This is a genomic window from Kineococcus rhizosphaerae (genome assembly GCF_003002055.1).
GTDB classification, from domain to species: Bacteria; Actinomycetota; Actinomycetes; order Actinomycetales; family Kineococcaceae; genus Kineococcus; species Kineococcus rhizosphaerae.
In genome coordinates this window covers 157,164-177,253 of sequence record NZ_PVZF01000002.1, presented here as the reverse complement: position 1 = coordinate 177,253, position 20,090 = coordinate 157,164, and the positions used below count along the sequence as shown (strand labels likewise).

The 20,090-nt window shown below is 73.6% G+C and carries 15 protein-coding genes and 1 riboswitch; of the genes, 10 read left to right on the top strand and 5 right to left on the bottom strand.

Going from position 1 to position 20,090, the window contains the following annotated elements; translation table 11 throughout:
• Positions 1-229: 229 nt before the first annotated feature.
• From rpmA to CLV37_RS28795, 3 genes are all read right to left on the bottom strand, one after another.
• Entirely contained in the window at positions 230-484 is a 255-nt protein-coding gene (rpmA, locus tag CLV37_RS05045; RefSeq protein ID WP_106207788.1) for a 50S ribosomal protein L27, read from the bottom strand.
• Positions 485-490: 6 nt separating this feature from the next.
• Positions 491-802 carry a 50S ribosomal protein L21 gene (rplU, locus tag CLV37_RS05040; RefSeq protein ID WP_106207786.1) on the bottom strand — a complete coding sequence of 104 codons (312 nt, stop codon included), beginning with the start codon at positions 800-802 and terminating at the stop codon, positions 491-493.
• A gap of 129 nt (positions 803-931) precedes the next feature.
• Complete coding sequence (locus CLV37_RS28795; protein ID WP_281260507.1) at positions 932-4,132, bottom strand: Rne/Rng family ribonuclease; 3,201 nt, start codon at positions 4,130-4,132, stop codon at positions 932-934.
• 435 nt (positions 4,133-4,567) lie between these two features.
• A riboswitch (SAM riboswitch) is annotated at positions 4,568-4,658 on the top strand.
• Between the two features lie 251 nt (positions 4,659-4,909).
• Here CLV37_RS28795 and CLV37_RS05030 point away from each other — a divergent pair.
• The 10 genes from CLV37_RS05030 to CLV37_RS04985 all read left to right on the top strand — a co-directional run bounded on the left by CLV37_RS05030 (position 4,910) and on the right by CLV37_RS04985 (position 17,370).
• The gene (locus CLV37_RS05030; RefSeq protein ID WP_106207782.1) at positions 4,910-6,286 is read left to right on the top strand and encodes an ABC transporter substrate-binding protein; all 1,377 of its coding nucleotides are present in this window, start codon (positions 4,910-4,912) and stop codon (positions 6,284-6,286) included.
• Positions 6,283-7,233, top strand: coding sequence for a carbohydrate ABC transporter permease (locus CLV37_RS05025; RefSeq protein WP_106207780.1), 951 nt, complete (start codon positions 6,283-6,285; stop codon positions 7,231-7,233). Before CLV37_RS05030 ends, CLV37_RS05025 begins: the two co-directional genes overlap by 4 nt.
• Positions 7,234-7,246: 13 nt before the next feature.
• The gene (locus tag CLV37_RS05020) at positions 7,247-8,065 is read left to right on the top strand and encodes a carbohydrate ABC transporter permease (RefSeq protein WP_211298405.1); all 819 of its coding nucleotides are present in this window, start codon (positions 7,247-7,249) and stop codon (positions 8,063-8,065) included.
• 47 nt (positions 8,066-8,112) lie between these two features.
• Entirely contained in the window at positions 8,113-9,453 is a 1,341-nt protein-coding gene (locus tag CLV37_RS05015; protein ID WP_425433609.1) for an LLM class flavin-dependent oxidoreductase, read from the top strand.
• On the top strand, positions 9,450-10,694 hold the full coding sequence (locus CLV37_RS05010; RefSeq protein ID WP_106207776.1) for an SfnB family sulfur acquisition oxidoreductase: 1,245 nt from the start codon (positions 9,450-9,452) through the stop codon (positions 10,692-10,694). The genes CLV37_RS05015 and CLV37_RS05010 overlap by 4 nt, the downstream gene beginning before the upstream one ends.
• Before the next feature lie 9 nt (positions 10,695-10,703).
• Positions 10,704-11,867 carry an acyl-CoA dehydrogenase family protein gene (locus CLV37_RS05005; protein ID WP_106207774.1) on the top strand — a complete coding sequence of 388 codons (1,164 nt, stop codon included), beginning with the start codon at positions 10,704-10,706 and terminating at the stop codon, positions 11,865-11,867.
• A 71-nt stretch (positions 11,868-11,938) separates the two neighbouring features.
• Positions 11,939-12,904 carry an ABC transporter permease gene (locus tag CLV37_RS05000; protein ID WP_106207772.1) on the top strand — a complete coding sequence of 322 codons (966 nt, stop codon included), beginning with the start codon at positions 11,939-11,941 and terminating at the stop codon, positions 12,902-12,904.
• Positions 12,904-13,899, top strand: coding sequence for an ABC transporter permease (locus CLV37_RS04995; RefSeq protein WP_106207770.1), 996 nt, complete (start codon positions 12,904-12,906; stop codon positions 13,897-13,899). The genes CLV37_RS05000 and CLV37_RS04995 overlap by 1 nt, the downstream gene beginning before the upstream one ends.
• Positions 13,900-13,945: 46 nt before the next feature.
• Positions 13,946-15,670 carry an ABC transporter substrate-binding protein gene (locus CLV37_RS04990; RefSeq protein ID WP_211298404.1) on the top strand — a complete coding sequence of 575 codons (1,725 nt, stop codon included), beginning with the start codon at positions 13,946-13,948 and terminating at the stop codon, positions 15,668-15,670.
• Complete coding sequence (locus CLV37_RS04985; protein WP_106207768.1) at positions 15,667-17,370, top strand: dipeptide ABC transporter ATP-binding protein; 1,704 nt, start codon at positions 15,667-15,669, stop codon at positions 17,368-17,370. The genes CLV37_RS04990 and CLV37_RS04985 overlap by 4 nt, the downstream gene beginning before the upstream one ends.
• Before the next feature lie 84 nt (positions 17,371-17,454).
• Here CLV37_RS04985 and CLV37_RS04980 read toward each other — a convergent pair whose 3' ends face one another.
• Entirely contained in the window at positions 17,455-18,711 is a 1,257-nt protein-coding gene (locus CLV37_RS04980) for a glycoside hydrolase family 27 protein (protein WP_106207766.1), read from the bottom strand.
• Complete coding sequence (gene melA / locus CLV37_RS04975) at positions 18,708-20,078, bottom strand: alpha-glucosidase/alpha-galactosidase (RefSeq protein ID WP_106207764.1); 1,371 nt, start codon at positions 20,076-20,078, stop codon at positions 18,708-18,710. The genes CLV37_RS04980 and melA overlap by 4 nt, the downstream gene beginning before the upstream one ends.
• Positions 20,079-20,090 lie beyond the last annotated feature (12 nt).

Below are 20,090 nucleotides of genomic sequence, written 5' to 3'. Positions count from 1 at the left end.
TCGAGTGGGCGGCTCCACGAGTCCCCACCGTGATCATGCGAGAAGCCACGACGGGAACCCGCCCGACCTCCCCGTGGACGCCAGCGGCGTCGTGACTTCTCGCACGATCACGGAGGGGACGTCGCCGCCCGCTCGACCGGGGCCGAGATGGGGGGGCGAGGGGTGGAACGCACGAGGGGCGGACCGGATCTTGTCCGGTCCGCCCCTCGTGTTCACGACTGGTGCGTCGTCACTCGCCCGCGACGATGTTGACGACCTTGCGACCACGACGGGTGCCGAACTCGACGGCCCCCGGGATCAGCGCGAACAGCGTGTCGTCGCCGCCGCGGCCCACACCCGCACCGGGGTGGAAGTGGGTGCCGCGCTGACGGACGAGGATCTCGCCCGCACTGACGACCTGACCGCCGAAGCGCTTCACACCGAGGCGCTGAGCGGCGGAGTCACGACCGTTGCGCGAGGAGCTCGCGCCCTTCTTGTGTGCCATCTGACGTCACGCCCCGATGCTGGTGATCTTGACGCGGGTGAGCTTCGCGCGGTGACCCTGACGCTTGCGGTACCCGGTCTTGTTCTTGTACTTGAGGATGGTGATCTTGGGGCCCTTGGCCTCCTCGACCACCTCGGCGACGACCTTGACACCCGCGAGCGCCGAGGCGTCGTGAGTGACGGTCTCACCGTCGACGAGCAGGAGCGGCTGCAGCTGCAGCGTCTCCCCGCTGGCCACGGGGACCCGGTCGATGGTCAGCACGTCGCCGACCGCGACCTTCTCCTGCCGGCCGCCGGCGCGGACGATGGCGTACACCACAACGAACCCGTTTCTCTCGTCACGAACTGGAACGCCGCCGAACTGCACGTGCAGTTGGAGGCTCGCGCACGACGGCGCACCAAGGGGTAAGCGTACGGAACGCGAACCCCCGGGGTCAAAACGACGCGCTCACTCCGACGCCTCGGCGGCCGCCTCGCGCTCACGCCGGCCCGCGGCCGCCACGGCCGCGATCGCCGCCAGCGCCGCGGCGTCCCGGTGGGACTCCCCGCGCCCGGCGTCCGCGGCGGGCTCCTCGGCCCTGGGGGCCTGCTCGGCCTCGCCGCGGTCCCGGCCGCGGCCGCGGCGGCGGGACTTGCCCGAGCCGTTCGCGCCGCCGCCGGAGCCGCTGGAGCCGTTGCCGGAGCCGTTGGAGCCGTTGCCGGAGCCGTTGGAGCCGTTGCCGGAGCCGTTGGAGCCGTTGCCGGAGCCACCGCCCCCGGCCCCCTGGGCCGGGGACGGCTGGGGCGCGGGGTTGGCGTCCGCGGCGGCGTCGAGCTCCTCCAGCACGGCCGCCAGGCCCTGACCGGTCCGCTTGCGCGTCATCTGCACCAGGCCGAGGGAGGTGACCTCCGCCACCTGGTGCTTGGTCCGGTCCCGGCCCAGGCACTCCACGAGCCGGCGCAGCACGAGGTCGCGGTTGGACTCCAGGACCATGTCGATGAAGTCGATGACGATGATCCCGCCGATGTCCCGCAGCCGCAGCTGCCGGACGATCTCCTCCGCGGCCTCGAGGTTGTTGCGGGTGACCGTCTCCTCGAGCGTGCCGCCGGCCCCGGTGAACTTGCCGGTGTTGACGTCGATGACGTGCATCGCCTCGGTGGGGTCGATGACCAGCGAACCGCCCGAGGGCAGCCACACCTTGCGGCCCAGCGCCTTGGCGAGCTGCTCGTCGATCCGGTGGGCCTCGAAGACGTCCCGGTCGCCCTCCCACCGCTCGAGCCGGTCGGCGAGGTCGGGAGCGACGTCGGCCACGTACCCGTGCACGGCCTCCCACGCCGCCTCGCCGGAGACGACGACCTTCGTGAAGTCCTCGTTGAAGACGTCGCGCACGACGCGGACCGTCAGGTCGGGTTCACCGTGCAGCAGCAGGGGGGCGTTCTTGCTGGTCGACTTCGCCTGGATGGCCTCCCAGGTCGCCTGCAGGCGCTGCACGTCGGCGCGCAGCTCCTCCTCGGCGACCCCCTCGGCGGCCGTGCGCACGATGACGCCCGCTCCGGCGGGCACGACCTCCTTGAGCACCTTCTTCAGGCGCGCGCGCTCGGTGTCGGGCAGCTTGCGCGAGATGCCCGTCATCGACCCGCGGGGGACGTAGACGAGGTAGCGGCCGGGCAGCGAGATCTGGCTGGTCAACCGGGCACCCTTGTGCCCCACCGGGTCCTTGGTGACCTGCACGAGGACGGGGTCGCCGGACTTCAGCGCCGCCTCGATGCGCCGCGGCTGGCCCTCGAGCCCGGCCGCGTCCCAGTTGACCTCACCGGCGTACAGGACGGCGTTGCGGCCCTTGCCGACGTCGACGAAGGCGGCCTCCATGCTGGGCAGCACGTTCTGGACCCGGCCGAGGTAGACGTTGCCGACCATCGTCGTCTGCGCCTGCTTGGCGCCGTAGTGCTCGACGAGGATCCCGTCCTCGAGGACCCCGATCTGCGTCCGGTCGTCCTCCTGGCGCACGACCATGACGCGTTCGACGGCCTCGCGGCGGGCCAGGAACTCGGCCTCGGTGAGGATGGCGCGCTTGCGGCCCTGCTCACGCCCCTCGCGACGGCGCTGCTTCTTGGCCTCCAGGCGCGTCGAGCCGCGCAGCGCGGTGATCTCGTCCTCGCCGGTGCCCCGGGAGGCGGACCGGCGCGGTTCGCGGACCCGGGTGACGGTGTTCGGCGGGTCGTCCGGCGAGGCGTCCTCCCCGTCCGCGGACCCGGCGCGGCGGCGACGGCGACGGCGGCGGCGGGACGAGCCCGACGACTCCTCCCCGTCCTCGGACTCCTCGCCCGCGTCCCCGTCGGTGTCCTCGTCGGTGTCCTCGTCGGCCGGCTCGGCCCCGGTGTCCCGGGCGCCGGTCTCCTCGTCGTCGTCCGAGCCCTCGGCGTCGTCGGCGTCGTCGCGGGTGCGGCTGCGCCGGCCACGACCGCCGCGGCGGCGGCGGCGGCGCGGTGCGCCGCTGTCGTCGTCGGACTCGTCGTCCTGAGCGTCCTGGCCGTCCTCGTCCACCGCCTGGTCGGCGGTCTCGTCGAGGTCCTCCTCGAAGGCGTCCTCGTCGGGGCGGTCCGAGCCGCCGTCGGTGGAGCCGGGCCGGCGGAAGGACTCGAAGTCCAGCGTGTCCTGGTCCTCGCCCGGGGGCGGGCCCGCGGGCGCCGACGCGCGGCGCGAGCGGCGCGGGGAGGTCTCCCGCGCGGAGGTCTCGGCGTCGGGGGCCTGGAAGAACAGGGCGGTCGCGCGCGCCGCGGCGTCGGTGGCCCGCTCGGTCTCGGGTTCGCGGCGACGACGGCCGCCGCGCCGGGCCAGCCCGGCGGCCCGCAGCAGCACCGGGTCGTCCATCAGGTCGTCGGTGTCGTCGGCTTCAGTGGCGGCGTCGGCGTCGGCGTCGGCGGTGGGCTCCTGCCCGGCCGGAGCGGCGGCGTCCACCGACGGCTCGAGCACGGGGGCCTCCTCCACCGGGACGTCCTCGGCGACGGCGGCGACGGCGGCGGGCTCGGCGGCCGCGACCTCCTCGACGGCGGCGGGCTCGGCGGCCGCGACCTCCTCGACGGCTGCGGGCACCACCGGGTCGGCGACGACCTCGGGGGCAGCGGCGACCTCGGGGGCAGCGGCGGGGGCGGCGGCGGTCTTGCGGGCTCGGCGGCGGCGGGCCGGCGCCGGGGCGGTCACCTCCCCGACCTCCTCGACGGCCGGTCCGCCCACCGGGGCGACGCGCTGCTCGGTCGGGGTCTCGGCGGCCGGCGCGGCGGGAGAGGTCTCCAGGACCGGCTCGGGGGCGTGCTCGGGCGTGGTCACCTTGCGGGTGGCCCGGCGCGCCCGGCGGCGCGGCGCCTCGGGGGCGGGTTCCTCCCCGGCCGCCGGGGTGGGGGCCGCGGTGGCGTCGGGCGTCGTGCGGGCCGTCGCGGCGGCGTCGGCGGCCGTCGCGGTGACGGCCTCGGGGGACGCAGCCGCGTCGGTGGTCTCGACCGGCGCGGCGGTGGCCGCCGGTGCCGTCGTGACGACGGGCTCGGCGTGCGCGGGCGCCCCGGCGGGGCGGCTGGCCGCCCGGCGGCGGCGGGGCCGCGTCGGCGCGCTCCCGGCGTCGGCGCCGGTGCCGTTCACGGGTGCTGCGGTGTTCTCTTCCGGGGTCGTGGTCACGGGTCGCTCCGTTGGGCCCGCAGCGCCCGCTCCACCGGTGAACCCCGCGGACGCTCGGGCGTCCTCGTCGGAATCGTCGGGCGGGTCGTCCCGCACCCGACGGAAGTCCTCGCTGCACCGGAGGGGTTCGCGCGGCGCGTGCTCCCCCCGGGCCGCCGGCGGTCGTCGTCCGGCGAACGGGCACGGGGCGCCTGCGAGGCCCTTCCACTGGACCGCGGCGCTGCCCGGGACCCGCGCGCTGGGCGGCGGTCTCGACGGCGGGCCGGGCGCCCGGTGTCGGGGAACGCTCGGCCACGCTCAGTGTCGCACAAGGGCCGCCGGGACGACCGGCCGCGCCGGGTCGCGGGTCGTCACCGCCAGCCCGGCGCCGGGCGAGGCGCGAGGCGCGGCGCGATCGGTCCCCGGCCGCCCCCGGTGTCCGCTACGCTGCGACCAACACCATCCAGAGTGGCCGAGAGACCTGGCTCGTTGACGCCACAGCAACCACCGCGCGAGCGGCAGGTGCTCCCGCCAGGGGCGATGGAGGACTCGCAGTGGACAGCTGTACCCAGCCCCGACCCGGCACGCGGCTCACCCGCCGCTACCACGTCGACCTCGGTCGCACGGCCTCGATGGCCTGTCGCCCGGCCCGGTCGACGCACGCCCTGCGTCCGGGGACGCCGCGCGCGGTCTGACCGACCCGCACGCCCTCCCCCACGGTCCTCAGGCGAGCGCGCCGCTTCCCGCGCGCACCCACGACGGACGACGATCGTCCGCCCACCCCCACGGAGCACACCCATGTCCGCGCCCCTGCGCACCTCCTCCCCGGCGAGCACCCAGCGCCTGATCGCCTCCCGCCGCCGTGTCCTGTCCGGCGCCCTGGGCGTCGGCGCGCTGGCCGCGACCGGCACCCTGGCCGCCTGCGGCGACGGCTCGACCGGATCCGACCTGGCCGCCGGCAAGGCCGTCGACCTCAAGGGCGCCACGCTCAAGCTCATGGTCAACCAGCCCCACGTGCTGGCCTTCACGGACCTGCTGGGCAAGAAGTTCGAGCAGGAGTTCGGGGGCAAGGTCGAGGTCACCGCGATCCCCTACGACCAGCTGACGAGCAAGCAGATCCTGGACGTGCAGGGCGGCGACGGCGAGTTCGACGTCTTCGACTACTTCTACTTCGGCCTCGGCGAGCTCGTGGACGCCGGCGCCCTCGTCGACCTGACGAAGTGGATCGACGCCAACGACGACATCCGCACGGACGACTTCCTGCCGTCCATCTACGACCCGTACACGCTCATCGACGGCAAGCGCTACGGCCTGCCCTTCGACGGCGACACCCACGTCCTCTACTACAACGCCGAGGTCTTCCAGAAGTACGGCGTCGAGCCGCCGAAGACCTGGGACGACTACGACGCGGCCGCCGAGAAGATCACGAAGGACTCCGGCGGGAGCGTGTACGGCGCGATCGTCGAGGGCCAGCAGGTCCCGATGATCCTGGGCTGCTCCTTCATCAACCGCCTCGCCGGCTACGGCGGCACGCTCGTCGACGGCGACGGCGGGGCCGCGTTCAACGGCGAGGAGGGGCTCGCGGCGCTGCAGCACCTCATCGACGTCGCCCCCCACGCCCTGCCGACGCCCCTGCAGACCGGCTTCGACCAGGCCAACTCGGCGTTCCTGTCCGGTCAGGGCGCCATGCTCGACACCTGGACCGACCTGGGCCTGAAGGCGCAGGACCCGGCCAGCTCGAAGATCGTCGACAAGTGGGGCGTCGTGACGCTGCCCGTCGGGGGGAAGAACACCAAGCCCCGCACCGCGCTCGACGCCGGGTTCGGCCTGGGCGTCTCCACGGCAGGCAAGCAGCAGGACAAGGCCGCCGCCTTCGTGAAGTGGGCGACGAACGAGGAGAACAACTTCCTGCTGGCCTCCACGGCGGGCTCGGGCATCGACCCGGCGCGCAAGACGGTCCTCGACTCCGCCGACTACGCCAAGGCCGCGGGCATCGCGACCGAGACGATCCGCGAGGGCCTCGACGGCGACCCGCTGGCCTGGCCGTCGCAGCAGGGCGCGCCGAAAGCCCTGCAGGACCTCGTCGACCAGCTCGCGCTGGCGATCCAGGGCAAGACCGAGCCGCAGGCCGCGCTCGACGAGGCCGCGAAGAGCTGGGAGAAGACGCTCGGATGAGTCAGCTCCTCGACGAACGCCGGACCCTGCCGCGCCAGCGCGACGCCGTCGCCCGGCGGGCGGTGCCGGGCCGGCACCGCCCCGGGCACGTGTCCACGTGGCTGGCGGCACCGAGCCTGGCCGGGCTCGCGCTCATGCTCGTCTACCCCACGGTGTTCGTCGTGGCGCTGGCGGTCACGAAGTCCTCGCTGGCCCGGCCTCTACAGCGCTTCACGGGCACCGACAACGTCGTGGACGCCTGGCAGTCGCTGGCCTTCGCCGGCTCCCTGGTGCGTTCGGTGGTGTTCGCCGTCCTCGCCGCCGTGCTGGCGACGGTGCTCGGCGTCGCCCTCGCGCTGCTGCTGCACGCCCGGGGGACGCGCTTCGGGGTCGTCGGCACGATCCTGCTCCTGCCGCTGGTCACCCCGCCCGTCATGGTCGGGGTGGCCTGGAAGCTCATGCTCGCCCCGGTCGGCGGCGCGTTCGGCGGGTTGTTCTCCGCGCTGGGTTTCCCGGGGGCCAACCCGCTGGGCGACAGCGTGGGCGCGTTCGGGGCGCTCGTCGTCATGCACGTGTGGCAGTGGACGCCGCTGGTGACGCTGCTGGTCTTCGCCGCGCTCCTGGGGGTTCCCGAGGAACTGCGGGAGGCGGCGGCGCTGGACGGGGCGGGCAGCCTGCGCGCGTTCACGAACGTGGTGTGGCCCGTGATCGCCCCGAACGTGTGGTCGGTGCTGCTGCTGGAACTCGTCATCGGCCTGAAGGTCTTCGACCTGGTGACGGTCGTGACCCAGGGCGGACCGGGGGTGTCGACCATCGTCAGCAGCTTCGAGATCTTCCGGACGGGCATGCGCGGCAGCTACGAGATCGGCACGGCGGCCGCGGAGACGTTGGTCTTCGGGCTCGTCGTGGGGGTCCTGACCACCGTCGTCACGCTGCTGCGGGCGCGCGCCGTGAAGGCGGACCAGTGAGCGAGGAGGTTCAGTGAACACCGTGATCCTGCGCCGCGGCGGCGTGCGCGTCGCCCTGGCCGCCGTGGCGTTCGTGGCCCTGCTGCCGCTGCTGTTCCTCGTCTCGCTGTCGCTGCGCAGCGTCGACGACATCGCCAACGGCGGCTGGCTGCCCAGCGCGTTCGTGTGGTCGAACTTCTCCAAGGCCTTCTCGACGGTCCCGCTGTCGACGATGCTGGCGAACTCCTGGGTCGTCGCGATCGGCGCGACGGTCCTCACCTCGATCGTCGCCGTGCCCGCGGCGTACGTGACGGCGCGCGCCGGTCAGCGCGGGGAACGCCTGCAGACGGTGCTGCTCGCCAGCTACTGCGCACCGCCGATCGTCGCGGTGCTGCCGCTGTACTACCTGCTCAAGCAGGCCGACCTGACGAACTCGGCGCTCGGTCTGATCCTGGTCAACGGGCTGGCGAACGTCCCCGTCGCGGTGTGGCTGCTCGACGGTTTCGTGCGCCGCGTCCCGATCGAGGTCGAGGAGGCCGGCTGGGTCGACGGGCTGTCGACGACCGGCGGTCTGCGCCGCATCGTCCTGCCCCTGCTGGCCCCCGGCCTGGTCGCGGCGCTGCTGATCTGCCTGTTCCTGTCCTACAACGAGTTCCTGTTCGCGGTGTCCTTCTCGCAGAGCACGACCAGCCAGACCCTGCCGGTCGGGTTGTCGCTGTTCCAGGGCGACCGCACCGTGCAGTTCGGCCAGCAGGCCGCCGCCTCGCTCGTCGGGATCGTCCCGATGTACGTGCTCGCGGTCGTGGCGCAGAAGTGGCTCGTCGGCGGACTGTCCGCCGGGGCCGTCAAGTGAGGGAGCCAGAAGTGTCCGACCGCCGAGTGCATCTCAACGCCTTCGACATGACGTGCGTCGGGCACCAGTCCCCCGGCCTGTGGCGCCACCCGGACGACCAGTCCCACCGGTTCGACGACATCCGGTACTGGACCGAGCTGGCGAAGCTGCTCGAACGCGGCAAGTTCGACTCCCTGTTCATCGCCGACGTCCTGGGGATCTACGACGTCTACCAGGGCGGCCCGGAGACGGCCCTGCGCGAGTCCACGCAGGTCCCGGTCGGCGATCCGATGCTCGCGGTCTCGGCCATGGGCGCGGTCACCGAGCACCTCGGGTTCGGGGTCACGGTCTCGCTGACCTACGAGCAGCCGTACTCTTTCGCGCGCAAGATGGCGACGCTGGACCACTACACGAACGGCCGGGTCGGCTGGAACGTCGTGACGTCCTACCTGGAGTCGGCGGCGAAGAACCTGGGCCTGGCGACCCAGATCTCGCACGACGACCGCTACGAGCTCGGCGAGGAGTTCATGGAGGTCGTCTACAAGCTGTGGGAGGGCTCCTGGGAGGACGACGCCGTCGTCCGCGACGCCGAGGCGGGGGTGTACACCGACCCGGCGAAGGTCCACCCGATCGAGCACCACGGCCGGTTCTTCGACGTCCCCGGCATCGGCCTGACCGCCCCGTCGCCGCAGCGCACCCCGGTCATCTTCCAGGCCGGCGCCTCCCCCCGCGGGATCGGTTTCGCCGCCCGCCACGGGGAGGCGATCTTCAACACCGCCACCCGCCCGGAGGTCATGCGCCCCTGGGTGGACAGGCTGCGCGCGCAGGCCGCCGAGGCCGGGCGCGACCCGCGCAGCGTGAAGGTGTTCACGCTCGTGACGATCATCACCGCCCCCACCGACGAGGAGGCGCGGGCCAAGCACGCCGAGTACGCGAAGCTCGTCAGCTACGACGGGGCGCTGAACCTCTACGGCGGCTGGAGCGGGCTGGACCTGTCCAGCTACCCGCCGGACGAACCGCTGGAGTACGCCGAGACGCAGGCCGTCCGCAGCGCCGTGGAGGCGTTCTCCACGGCCGACCCGGACCGCCGCTGGACCCCGCGCGACATCGCGAACTGGGTGGGCATCGGCGGCATGGGCGCGGTGATCGTCGGCTCCCCCGCGACGGTGGCGGACGAGCTGCAGCGCTGGATGGAGGTCGGCGACGTGGACGGGTTCAACTGCGCGTACGCCATCACCCCCGGCACGTTCGAGGACATCGTCGAGCTCGTCGTCCCCGAGCTGCAGCGCCGTGGCGTCTACCCCAGCGAGTACGAGGGCGAGACGTTGCGGGAGACCATCTACGGCAAGGGGCAGGTCCACGTGCGCGACGACCACCCCGCCGCCCGCCACAAGCGGGTGAACCGGTGAGCGCCCCCACCAGCGCTCCCGCGAGCGCCCCCACGAGCGCCCCCACGAGTGCCCACGTCATCGCCGACGCCGCGGAGGCCCTGGCCGTCGCGAAGCGGTTCGGCGCGCAGCTGGCCGAGGGCGACGCCGAGCGCGACGCCGAACGCCGCCTGCCGCACGCCGAGGTCGCCGCGCTCGCCGCGTCGGGCCTGCTCGGTCTGACGGTCCCGCGGTCCTTCGGCGGTGCCGGCCTGGGCGCGCGGGACCTGGGCGAGGTGTTCGTCGAACTGGCCGAGGGCGACTCCAGCGTCGGGCAGGTCCCGCAGAACCACTACTTCTTCGTCGACGTCGTGCACCACGTGGGGACGCTGGAGCAGCAGCGGTTCTTCTACGGCGAGGTCCTCGCCGGCCGGCACTTCGCGAACGCGCTGTCCGAGCGCGGGTCGAAGACGGCGTGGGAGTACGACATCCGCTTCGAGCGGCAGCCCGACGGCCGCTACCTCGTCGACGGGGTCAAGCACTACGGCACCGGGACCCCCTTCGCGCCGTGGATCCCGATCTACGCCACGGACCGCTCCGAGGACCCCGACGGCCGCCTCGTCGCGGCCTGGGTGGAGGCCTCCGACCCCGGGGTCACGGTCCAGGACGACTGGATCGGCATGGGCCAGCGCACGACCGGGTCGGGCACGGTCCGGTTCGAGGGCGTCCTCGTCGACGCCGACCGCGTCATGCCCGCGGGGCGGATGTTCGAGCAGGCCGAGACGTTCGGCGCGTTCGGGAACTTCCTGCACGCCGCGATCGACGTCGGGATCGCCTGGGCCGCGCTGCGCGACGCGACCGAGCTGGTGCGGACCGTGGCCCGGCCGTGGCCGGAGTTCGGCGCGCCCAGCGCCGCGCAGGACCCGCTGATCACTCAGGAGGTCGGTGACCTCGTGCTGCGCACCCGGGCCGCGCACGCCCTGCTGCGCGAGGCCGGGGCGGCGATCGACGCCGCCCGCGCCGACCTCACGGAGGAGTCCGCCGGCGAGGCGTCCCTGGCCGTCGCCGCCGCGCGCGCCGCGGCGGACACCGCCGCGGTGTCGGTGTCCTCGGACGTGTTCGCGCTGGTCGGCACCCGCTCGGCGGCCAAGCCGCTGAACCTGGACCGGCACTGGCGCAACGCCCGCACGCACACCCTGCACGACCCCCGCCGCTCGAAGCTGCAGCACCTCGGCCGGCACGCCCTGCTCGACGTCTACCCGCCCGCCAACGGCTGGGTGTGAGGAGAAACCGTGACCACCCGTGAACAGGTCCTCGACGCCGCCCGCGACGTCGCGAACCACCTCGCCCTCGACGCGCTCGAGCGCGACCGCGCCAACGCCGAACCGTTCACCGAGGCCGAGCTGCTGCGCAAGGCCGGGCTGCCCAGCGTCCTGCTGCCCGCCTCGATCGGCGGCGCGGGCCTGCCGTGGTCGGTGGCGCTGGAGGTCGTGCGCGAGATCGCCCGCACCGACGGTTCCATCGCCCAGCTCATCGCCTACCACTACGTCAACGCGCACAACCTCGTGTGGGTGGCCGACGACGCGGGCCGCGCCCGCTGGGGCGTGCCGAGCGTGGCGAACCAGTGGCTGTGGGGCGACTCGGTGAACCCGGTCGACCCGGACCTGCGGCTGGCGCGGGACGGGGAGGACTGGGTCCTGTCCGGGACGAAGAACTTCTCGACCGGCGCGAGCGTCGGCGACGTCACCCTCGTCGGCGGGCTCACCGACGACGGCCGGGACCTGCTCGTCCTCGTGCCGCGCGAGACCCCCGGCTTCGTCAAGGGCGGTGACTGGGACAACCTCGGCCAGCGGCTGTCGGCGTCGGGGTCGGTGCGCTTCGACGACGTCCGGATCACCCCGGACGCGGTCCTCGGGTCGGCGTCGTCCAGCGGGGCGTTCGGCTCGCTCGTGACGCCCTCGATCCAGGCCGCGTTCGGCCACTTCTACCTCGGCGTCACGCGCGGTGCGCTCGAGGCGGCCTCGGAGTACACGCGCACGACGTCGCGGCCGTGGCTGCTGTCGGACGTCGAGAAGGCCGTCGAGGACCCCTACGTGCTCGCCACGTACGGCCGGCTCGTGGCGCGGCTGCGGGCAGCCGAAGCCCTGGGCCGCAGCGTCGGTGAGTCGCTGTCGCAGGCGCACGCCCGCGGCGCGGACCTCACCTGGGCCGAGCGCGGAGAGGTCGCCGAGGAGATCGCCGCCCTCAAGGTCGTGTCGTCGGACCTGGCGGTCGAGGCGACGTCGGCGATCTACGAGGTCACCGGCGCACGGGCGACGGCGAACAAGCACGGGTTCGACCGGTTCTGGCGCAACGTGCGCACGCACACCCTGCACGACCCGGTGCAGTACAAGGCCCGCGAGGTCGGGAACCACTTCCTCACGGGTGCCCACCCGGACTTCACCCTGTACACCTGACCTCGGGACACCCGGTGCGCCGCCCCGGCGCACCGGGTCCCGCCCGACCGTCCCCGACCCCAGGTGTTCCCGTGTCCCGCTCCGCACCGTCCACCCCGGACGGGTCCGCTCCTCCCCCCGCCCGCCCGCGCGGGCGGTGGCGCCGCTCCGCCCTGGCCCGGGCCGTCCTCGACCGCCGGGGCGCGACGGTCGGCGCCGTGCTCGTCCTCGCGCTCGTGCTGCTGGCCCTGCTGGCCCCGCTGATCAGCCGCCTCACGGGCCAGACCCCCTACGGCTACCACCCCGACGCCCTCGACCCCGCCTCCGGGCTGCCGGCCGGTGCGCTCGGCGGGGTCAGCGGCACGCACTGGTTCGGCGTGGAGCCGCTGACCGGCCGCGACCTGTTCGCGATCGTCGCCCACGGGGCCCGCACCTCCTTCCTCATCGGGGTGCTCGCCACCGTCGTCGCCGTCGTCCTGGGCGTCGTCCTGGGCGCCAGCGCCGGGTACCTGGGCGGCTGGTGGGACCGGGTGGTCGGCTGGACCGGGGACGTGATCTTCGGCTTCCCCTACCTGGTGTTCATGGTCGCCCTCGGCGCCGTGGCCCCGCCGTCGATCCCGCGCACGCTGCTGCTGGTCGTCGTCATCGGCTTCTTCGGCTGGCCGCGGGTGGCGCGCGTGGTGCGCTCGGCGACGCTGGGGGTGGCCCGGCGCGACTTCGTGCGCGCCTCCCAGGTCATGGGGTCCCCGACGTGGCGGACGCTGACCCGGCGGGTCCTGCCGAACCTCTGGGGACCCGTCGTGGTGATCGCGACGCTGTCCATCCCCGAGCGCATCGGGCTGGAGGCGGCGCTGTCGTTCCTCGGCGTCGGGGTGCCGCCGCCGACGCCGAGCTGGGGCCGCTCGATCTCCGACGCCATCGGCTGGGTGCAGACCGACCCGATGTTCCTCGTCTTCCCCGGCCTGGCGCTGTTCGCCGCGACCCTGGCGTTCAACCTCGTCGGGGACGGGCTGCGGGACGTGCTCGACCCCCGCACGGCCCGGGAGGGGGCGCACTGATGGCCACCCTGCGCTACGCCCTGACCCGCGTCCTGAGCGGCCTGGGGGTCCTGCTGGTCGTCGCGTTCGTGACGTTCGCGGTCTTCTACCTGCTGCCCTCGGACCCCGCGCAGCTGTCCTGCGGGCGGCCCTGCACCCCCGAGAGCCTGGCCCTGGCGAAGGGGTTCATGGGGCTGGACCACCCCTGGTACCAGCAGTTCGTCGAGTTCGTCACCGGCATCGTGACCGGGCGCACCTTCGGCTCGGGGGCGACGGCCGTCGTCTGCCCGGCGCCCTGCTTCGGGTACTCCTTCCAGCAGACCGCGCCCGTGGCCTCCCTCATCGCCGACCGGCTGCCGGTCACCGTGTCCCTGGCCCTGGGCGCGGCCGTCCTGTGGCTGGTGGTCGGCGTGGCCCTGGGCGTGGTCGCCGCCCTGCGCCGGGGACGGGCCGCCGACCACGTGCTGAGCGGGCTGTCGGTCATCGGGGTCTCCGCACCGGTCTACCTGCTGGGCCTGCTGGGGATCCTGCTCCTGGGCTTCACCCTCGACGTGGTCCCCGTCAGCGGCTACGTGCCGCTGAGCAGCTCACCGCTGGACTGGGCCTGGCACCTGGCGCTGCCGTGGGCCGTGCTGGCCTGCATCAACGGCGCCGTCTACGTCCGGCTGGCGCGCGGCCAGATGCTGGAGGTCCTGTCCGAGGACTACATCCGCACCGCCCGCGCCAAGGGACTGCCCGAACGGACCGTCGTCGGCAAGCACGCCCTGCGCAACGTGACCCTGCCCCTGGTCACCCTGTTCGGCCTCGACCTGGGCGGTCTGCTCGGCGGGGCCGTCATCACCGAGAAGACCTTCGGAATGCCAGGGGTCGGAAGTCTGCTGCTGGATGCGGTGGGTCAGCTCGACCTGCCGCTGCTCCTGGGCACGACCCTGTTCGCCGCGGTCCTCATCGTCCTGGCGAACATCGTCGTCGACCTCGTCTACGGACTCCTGGACCCGCGGGCGCGCATCGCCTGAGGGTCCCGTCCCGCTCCACCCGTCCAACCGTTCGAGAGGTACCACCGTGGTCTCCAAGTCCCCCGCCCCGCTCCTGACCCGCCGCACGGTCCTGGCCGGCTCCGTGCTCGCCGGGCTCGGCGCGACGTCCTTCCTCGCCGCCTGCGGGGCCAACGAGCGGCAGGGCTCGAGCTCGGGGCAGGGTTCCTCCTCCGCCCCCGCCAAGGGCGGGACGCTGACCGTCCTGGTCTCCTCGACGGCCACGAACTTCGACCCCGCCAAGAGCCAGAGCCTGGCGATCACGTCCCTGGGCCTGGTGCACCGCCGCCTGACGGCGTGGAAGGTGGAGTCCGGGAAGCCGGCCCAGCTCGTCCCGGACCTGGCCACCGACGTCGGCTCCACCAGCGACGACGGCACCACGTGGACGTTCACCCTCAAGGACGGGCTGACGTTCTCCGACGGGTCCCCGATCCGTGCGGCCGACGTGAAGTGGGGCCTGGAGCGCTCGTTCGCGGCGTCCTTCAGCGGCGGCCTGACCTACCACAAGGACCTGCTGGCGGGCGCCGCCGGCTACGCCGGGCCGTTCGAGGGCGCCCACCTGGACTCCATCGCCGCCCCCGACGACAAGACCCTCGTCTTCACCCTGGCCCGCCCCTACGGCGACTGGGGCTGGGTGGCAAGCACCCCGGCGTTCGCCCCCGTGCCCGAGGGCAAGGGGGCCGAGGCGGACTACGGCCTGAAGCCGGTCTCGTCCGGCCCCTACGTGCTCTCGACCGTCCAGCAGGGCGTGAAGCTGGAACTGACCCGCAACGAGCACTGGGACGCGAAGACCGACGACGTGCGACCCGCGCTGCCCGACACCGTCGTGTTCTCCCTCGGGCAGGCCACCGACGTCGTCTCCCAGCGCCTGGCCGCGGACTCGGCCGCCGACCAGTCCGCCTTCGGCGCCGGGTTCGTCTCCCCCGCCCAGCTCGTCCAGGTCGCCAACAACCCCGCCGCCAAGGACCGCCTCGTCACCTCGCAGTCCGGGGCGCTGGCCTTCCTGTCCCTCAACACCCGCCGCGGCGCGCTGCAGGACGCGGGCGTCCGCAAGGCGTTCCAGTACGCCGTCGACAAGTCGGCCTTCCAGGTCGCCACCGCCGGCACCGCCGCGCTGGCCGGGGAGATCGCCACCACCCTCATCACCGACGGCATCGCGGGCCGGGAGGAGTTCGACCTCTACCCGACCGAGAAGACCGGGGACCCGGCCAAGGCGAAGGAACTGCTGGCCCAGGCCGGTCACCCCGACGGCCTGAGCGGGCTGACCCTGCTGGTCAGCCAGTCCAACAACGGCCCGGCCCAGGCGCAGGCGATCCAGGCGTCGCTGGCGAAGGCCGGCATCACCGTCACCCTGCAGGTCCTCGACGAGGACGCCTACTACGCGGCCATCAACACCGTGAACGCCCAGGAGTACGACCTGGCGCTGGCGTCCTGGCAGCCGGACTTCCCCAGCGCCAACGCGAACCTGCAGCCGCTGTTCGCCACCTCCGCGATCGGCGACGGGGGCTACAACTCGGCGCGCTACTCCAACCCGGCCGTCGACGCGGCCATCGCCACCGCCCAGGCCACCGTCGACACCGACGCCGCCGCGAAGGCGTGGGTCGCGGTCGACAAGGCTGTCATGGCCGACTCCCCCGTCGTGCCGCTCATCTACACGCGCAACTCGTTCCTGCGCGGCTCGAAGGTGACGAACTTCTTCATCGGTGCCTTCCCCGCGTACCCGAACTACCTCGCGGTGGGTGTCAGCTCGTGAGCGAGGCCCGGACCGGCACCCCGCACGACGGCGCACCGCTGCTGTCCGTGGAGGACCTCACCGTCACCTTCGGCGCCGGGGGCTCCGCGACGCACGCCGTGCGCGGTGCGTCCTGGCAGCTGCGCCGCGGTGAGGTGCTGGCCGTCGTCGGGGAGTCCGGTTCGGGCAAGAGCGTGACCGCCACGTCGCTGCTGGGGCTGCTGCCGCCGACCGCCGAGGTCGGCGGCCGGGCCGTCCTCGACGGCCACGGAGACCTGCTGACCCTGGGCCCCGAGGCGCTGCGCCGGCTGCGCGGCGGGACCGTGTCCATGGTCTTCCAGGACCCCATGAGCGCCCTGAACCCCGTCCTGCGGATCGGGGACCAGCTCGCCGAGGCGGTTCGGGTCCACTCCGGCGCCGGGCGCGCGGCCGCGCGCGCCCGGGCCCTGGAGCTGCTGCGGACCGTCGCCTTGCCCGACCCCGAGCGCCGGCTGCGCTCCTACCCGCACGAGCTGTCCGGGGGGCAGCTGCAGCGCGTCGTCATCGCCATGGCGCTCGCGAACGAGCCCGCCGTGGTGATCGCCGACGAGCCGACCACGGCGCTGGACGTGACCGTGCAGGCCGACGTCCTGGACCTGCTGCGGGAACTGACGGTGCGGCGCGGGACGTCGGTGCTGCTCATCACGCACGACATGGGCGTGGTCGCCGACCTCGCCGACCGGGTCGTCGTCATGCGCGAGGGCCTCGTCGTGGAGACGGGCCCGGTGCGCGACGTGCTGCGGGCCCCGCAGGCGCAGTACACCCGGGACCTGCTGGCCGCGGTGCCCCGGCTGCCCGAACCTGAGCTGGGCGAGGCGGCGGAGGGGGTCTCCCGGCCCGGTGCCCACCCCGCCCCCGAGGGCACGGCGGTCCTGGACGTGCGCGGACTGAGCGTCGTCTACGGCGCCCGGTGGGGCAGTCCCGGCCTGCGGGCGCTGGACGGGGTGGACCTGCACGTGGCCCCCGGGGAGGTGCTGGGGCTGGTCGGTGAGTCCGGCTCCGGCAAGAGCACCCTGGCCGGGGTGGTGAACGGCCTGGTGCGGCCCAGCGCCGGGACCGTCCGCGTCGGCGGGCAGGACCCCTCGGCGCTGCGCGGGGCGGCGCTGCGGTCCCTGCGCGCCCGGGTCGGGGTCGTCTTCCAGAACCCCTACTCCTCGCTGGACCCGCGGGCGGTCGTGGCCGACTCCGTCGCCGAACCGCTGCTGCTGCACACGTCGCTGGACGCGGCCGCGGTGCGGGCCCGCGTCGCCGCGCTGCTGGACTCCGTGGCGCTGCCGGCCGGCAGCGCCGACCGCTACCCGCACGAGCTGTCCGGCGGTCAGCGCCAGCGCGTCGCCATCGCCCGGGCGGTGGCCCTGGAACCGGACCTGCTCATCGCCGACGAGCCCACCAGCGCCCTCGACGTGTCCGTGCAGGCCCGCATCCTGGACCTGCTGGCCGAGCTGCGGGGACGGCTGGGGTTCGCGAGCCTGTTCATCAGCCACGACCTGGCCGTCGTGGGGCAGGTCGCCGACCGCGTCGCGGTCCTGCACCGGGGCCGGCTCGTCGAGCAGGGCCCGGCCGCGGACGTGCTGACCCGGCCGGTGGACCCGTACACGCGGCGACTGGTCGCCGCCGCGCCCGTCACCGACCCCGACGAGCAGCAGCGGCGCCGCACGGCCTGGCGGGCGCTGGCCTCCTGAGCCGGCGGACCCCACCCGGGCTCAAGGCACACCTCGCACCCTCGGAAGGGCCCACCGGGGGCACGAGGTGTGCCTCGCGCGGTCTCAGGGGGTGTGCCGCAGCAGCACCGCGCCGTGCGGGTCGATCCGCAGCGGGATCGCGGTGCTGCCGGGGGCGACACCGCGGGTCTCGTCGCGCTGCGCCGTCACCGGCACCGTCGCGACGGGTTCGCCCGTCCACAGGTCGGTGACCGTCCCCAGCCGCCCCGGCAGGTCCACGTCGCGGCTGTCCAGGGCGACGTCCAGCGGTTCGTCGCCGAGGTTGAACGCGGCGACGTGGCCACCGTCGGCCGTCCACAGCACGAGCGGACCCTCGCGGAACACCTCCCGGCTGCCGCCGGAGTCCAGCACCCGCAGCACGTCGGGGTTGGTGAACAACGCGACCGTCGCCGGGTCGGACGACGGCAGGTCCCCGCCGATCATCAGCGGTGACCGGGCGACGACCCACAACGTGACGAGCGTGCGCCGCTCGGCCGGGGTGAGCCGGTCGTGGCGGGGTTCGCCGCGTTCGGCGCGGATCCCGATGCGCCCCAGGGGCAGCATGTCGCCGTCGGGCCAGCCGTCCGGGCCGGCGTGCGGGGCCCAGCGCGCGAACCGGGCGAAGTTCGCCTCCACGTCCGCCCACCGGTCCCACAGGTCGTCGCAGACGCGCCACATCGTGGCGTGCTCGCGCAGGTGCTCCAGCCGTGACAGCGACAGGTCCCGGCCCGGGGACAGGCTGAGCGCGATGTCGCGGCCCGAGCGCCGGATCGCCTCGGCGAAGGCCTCGATCTCCTGCGCCTGGTACGGCCACAGCATGTCGTCGACCTTGAGGAAGTCGACGCCCCAGGACGCGTACAGCTCCAGGACGGAGTCGTAGTACTCCTGGGCTCCCGGGTGGGAGTGGTCGAGGCCGAGCATGTCGGGGTTCCACTCGCACACGTTGTCCCGGTCCACGAAGGGCGTGCTCTCGTCGACCGCGAGGCGGGGGACGCCGCGCATGACGTGGATCCCGAACTTCAGGCCCAGGGCGTGGACCTGCTCGGCCAGCGGACCGAACCCCGCTCCCCCGGCCGCGCTGGGGAACCGGCCCGGGTCGGGGACGAGCCGGCCCCGCTCGTCCAGGCACAGCGGGGCACCGGCGTTGTAGCCGTGCGCCCTGGCCGTCGGGTCGGACCAGTCGATGTCGACGACGACGGTGTCCCAGCCGAACTCCAGGAGGTGCTCGGCCAGGAACCGGGCGTTGGCGAGCACCTCCTCCTCGGTCACCGTGGTGCCGTAGCAGTCCCAGGAGTTCCAGCCCATGGGCGGGCGGCTCGTCATGCGCGCAGGTTCTCCGGGAGGCGCTCGGCGTGGGCGGTCAGCAGCTCGTCGGTCATCGCGCGGGCCTGCTCGAGGGTGAGCAGGGCCGCGGTCAGCGGGTCGAGCGCCACCGCGTGGTGGACGTTCTCGCGGTTGCCCGTCAGGGCCGCCTGCACGGCGAGGGTCTGGACGTTGACGTTGGTGCGGTTCAGCGCGGCGAGCTGCAGCGGCAGTTCCCCGATCGCGGTCGGCTGCACGCCGTTCTCGTCGACGAGGCAGGGGACCTCGACGCACGCGTCGGGGGGCAGGTTGGAGATCACGCCCACGTTGGGGACGTTGCCGTAGACGACGCTGGGGACGCCGGTGACGACGGAGTTCACGATCGAGGCCCCGTACTCGACCGACGGCTTGAGCTCGGCCTTGAGCTTGTCGAGCTGGGTGTCGATGTCGCCCTGGTCGTCGTGGTTCACGCAGATCTCGTAGTAGTCCCAGCGCTCGGGGATGTAGTGCTCGACCATCTCGGGGTTCTTGCGGAAGTACGGCAGGTACTCCGAGGCGTGGTGGCTGGACTCGGTCTCGAAGTACCCGAAGGCGTTCATGAGGGTCGTGCGGACCTGCTCGTTGCCGCCCTCGTAGGTGCTGGCGGCCTGCGCGGCCTCGGAGTGGTCACCGTCGTCACCGGCGAGCTCGGCCGCGGCCCGGCCCACGACGTGCCGGGCGTTCATGACCTCGCGCAGCCGCGGGTACAGGTCCTCGGTGCCGTGGCGGAACTTCAGGATCCAGGCCTGGTGGTTGATGCCGGCCGAGAGGTAGTTGACCTCCTCGTAGGGGACGCCGAGCGTGCGGGCCAGCATGCGCGTGGTGCCCTGGACGCTGTGGCACAGCCCGACCGTCTTCAAGCCCTTGGCGTTGAGGAACGCCGTCGCCATGGCCATCGGGTTGGCGTAGTTGATGAACACCGCGTCGGGGCAGACCTCGAGCGCGTCGGCGGCGATGACCTCGTAGGCGGGGACCGAGCGCAGGAACCGGAAGACCCCGCCGGGGCCGATCGTGTCGCCGACGGTCTGGTCGATCCCGTACCGGCGCGGGATGAGGACGTCGTCCTTGTACGCCTCCACGCCGCCGACCTGGAAGGTGATGATGACGAAGTCGGCGCCGTCGAGGGCTGCACGCCGGTCGGTCGTCTCCTCGACCTCGGCGTCGAAGCCGTGGTGGGCGACGAGCTTGCGCGCGGCGTCGGCGACCGGGCCCAGCTTCTCGGGACGCACGTCCATGAGGCACAGCCGGGCCGAGCGCAGGGCCGGGAAGCTGAGGATGTCGCCGATCAGCCGGAACGGGAAGACGAAACCACCGGCGCCGATGATGGTGATCTTGGGGCTCTGCGTCATGGCTCCACGGTA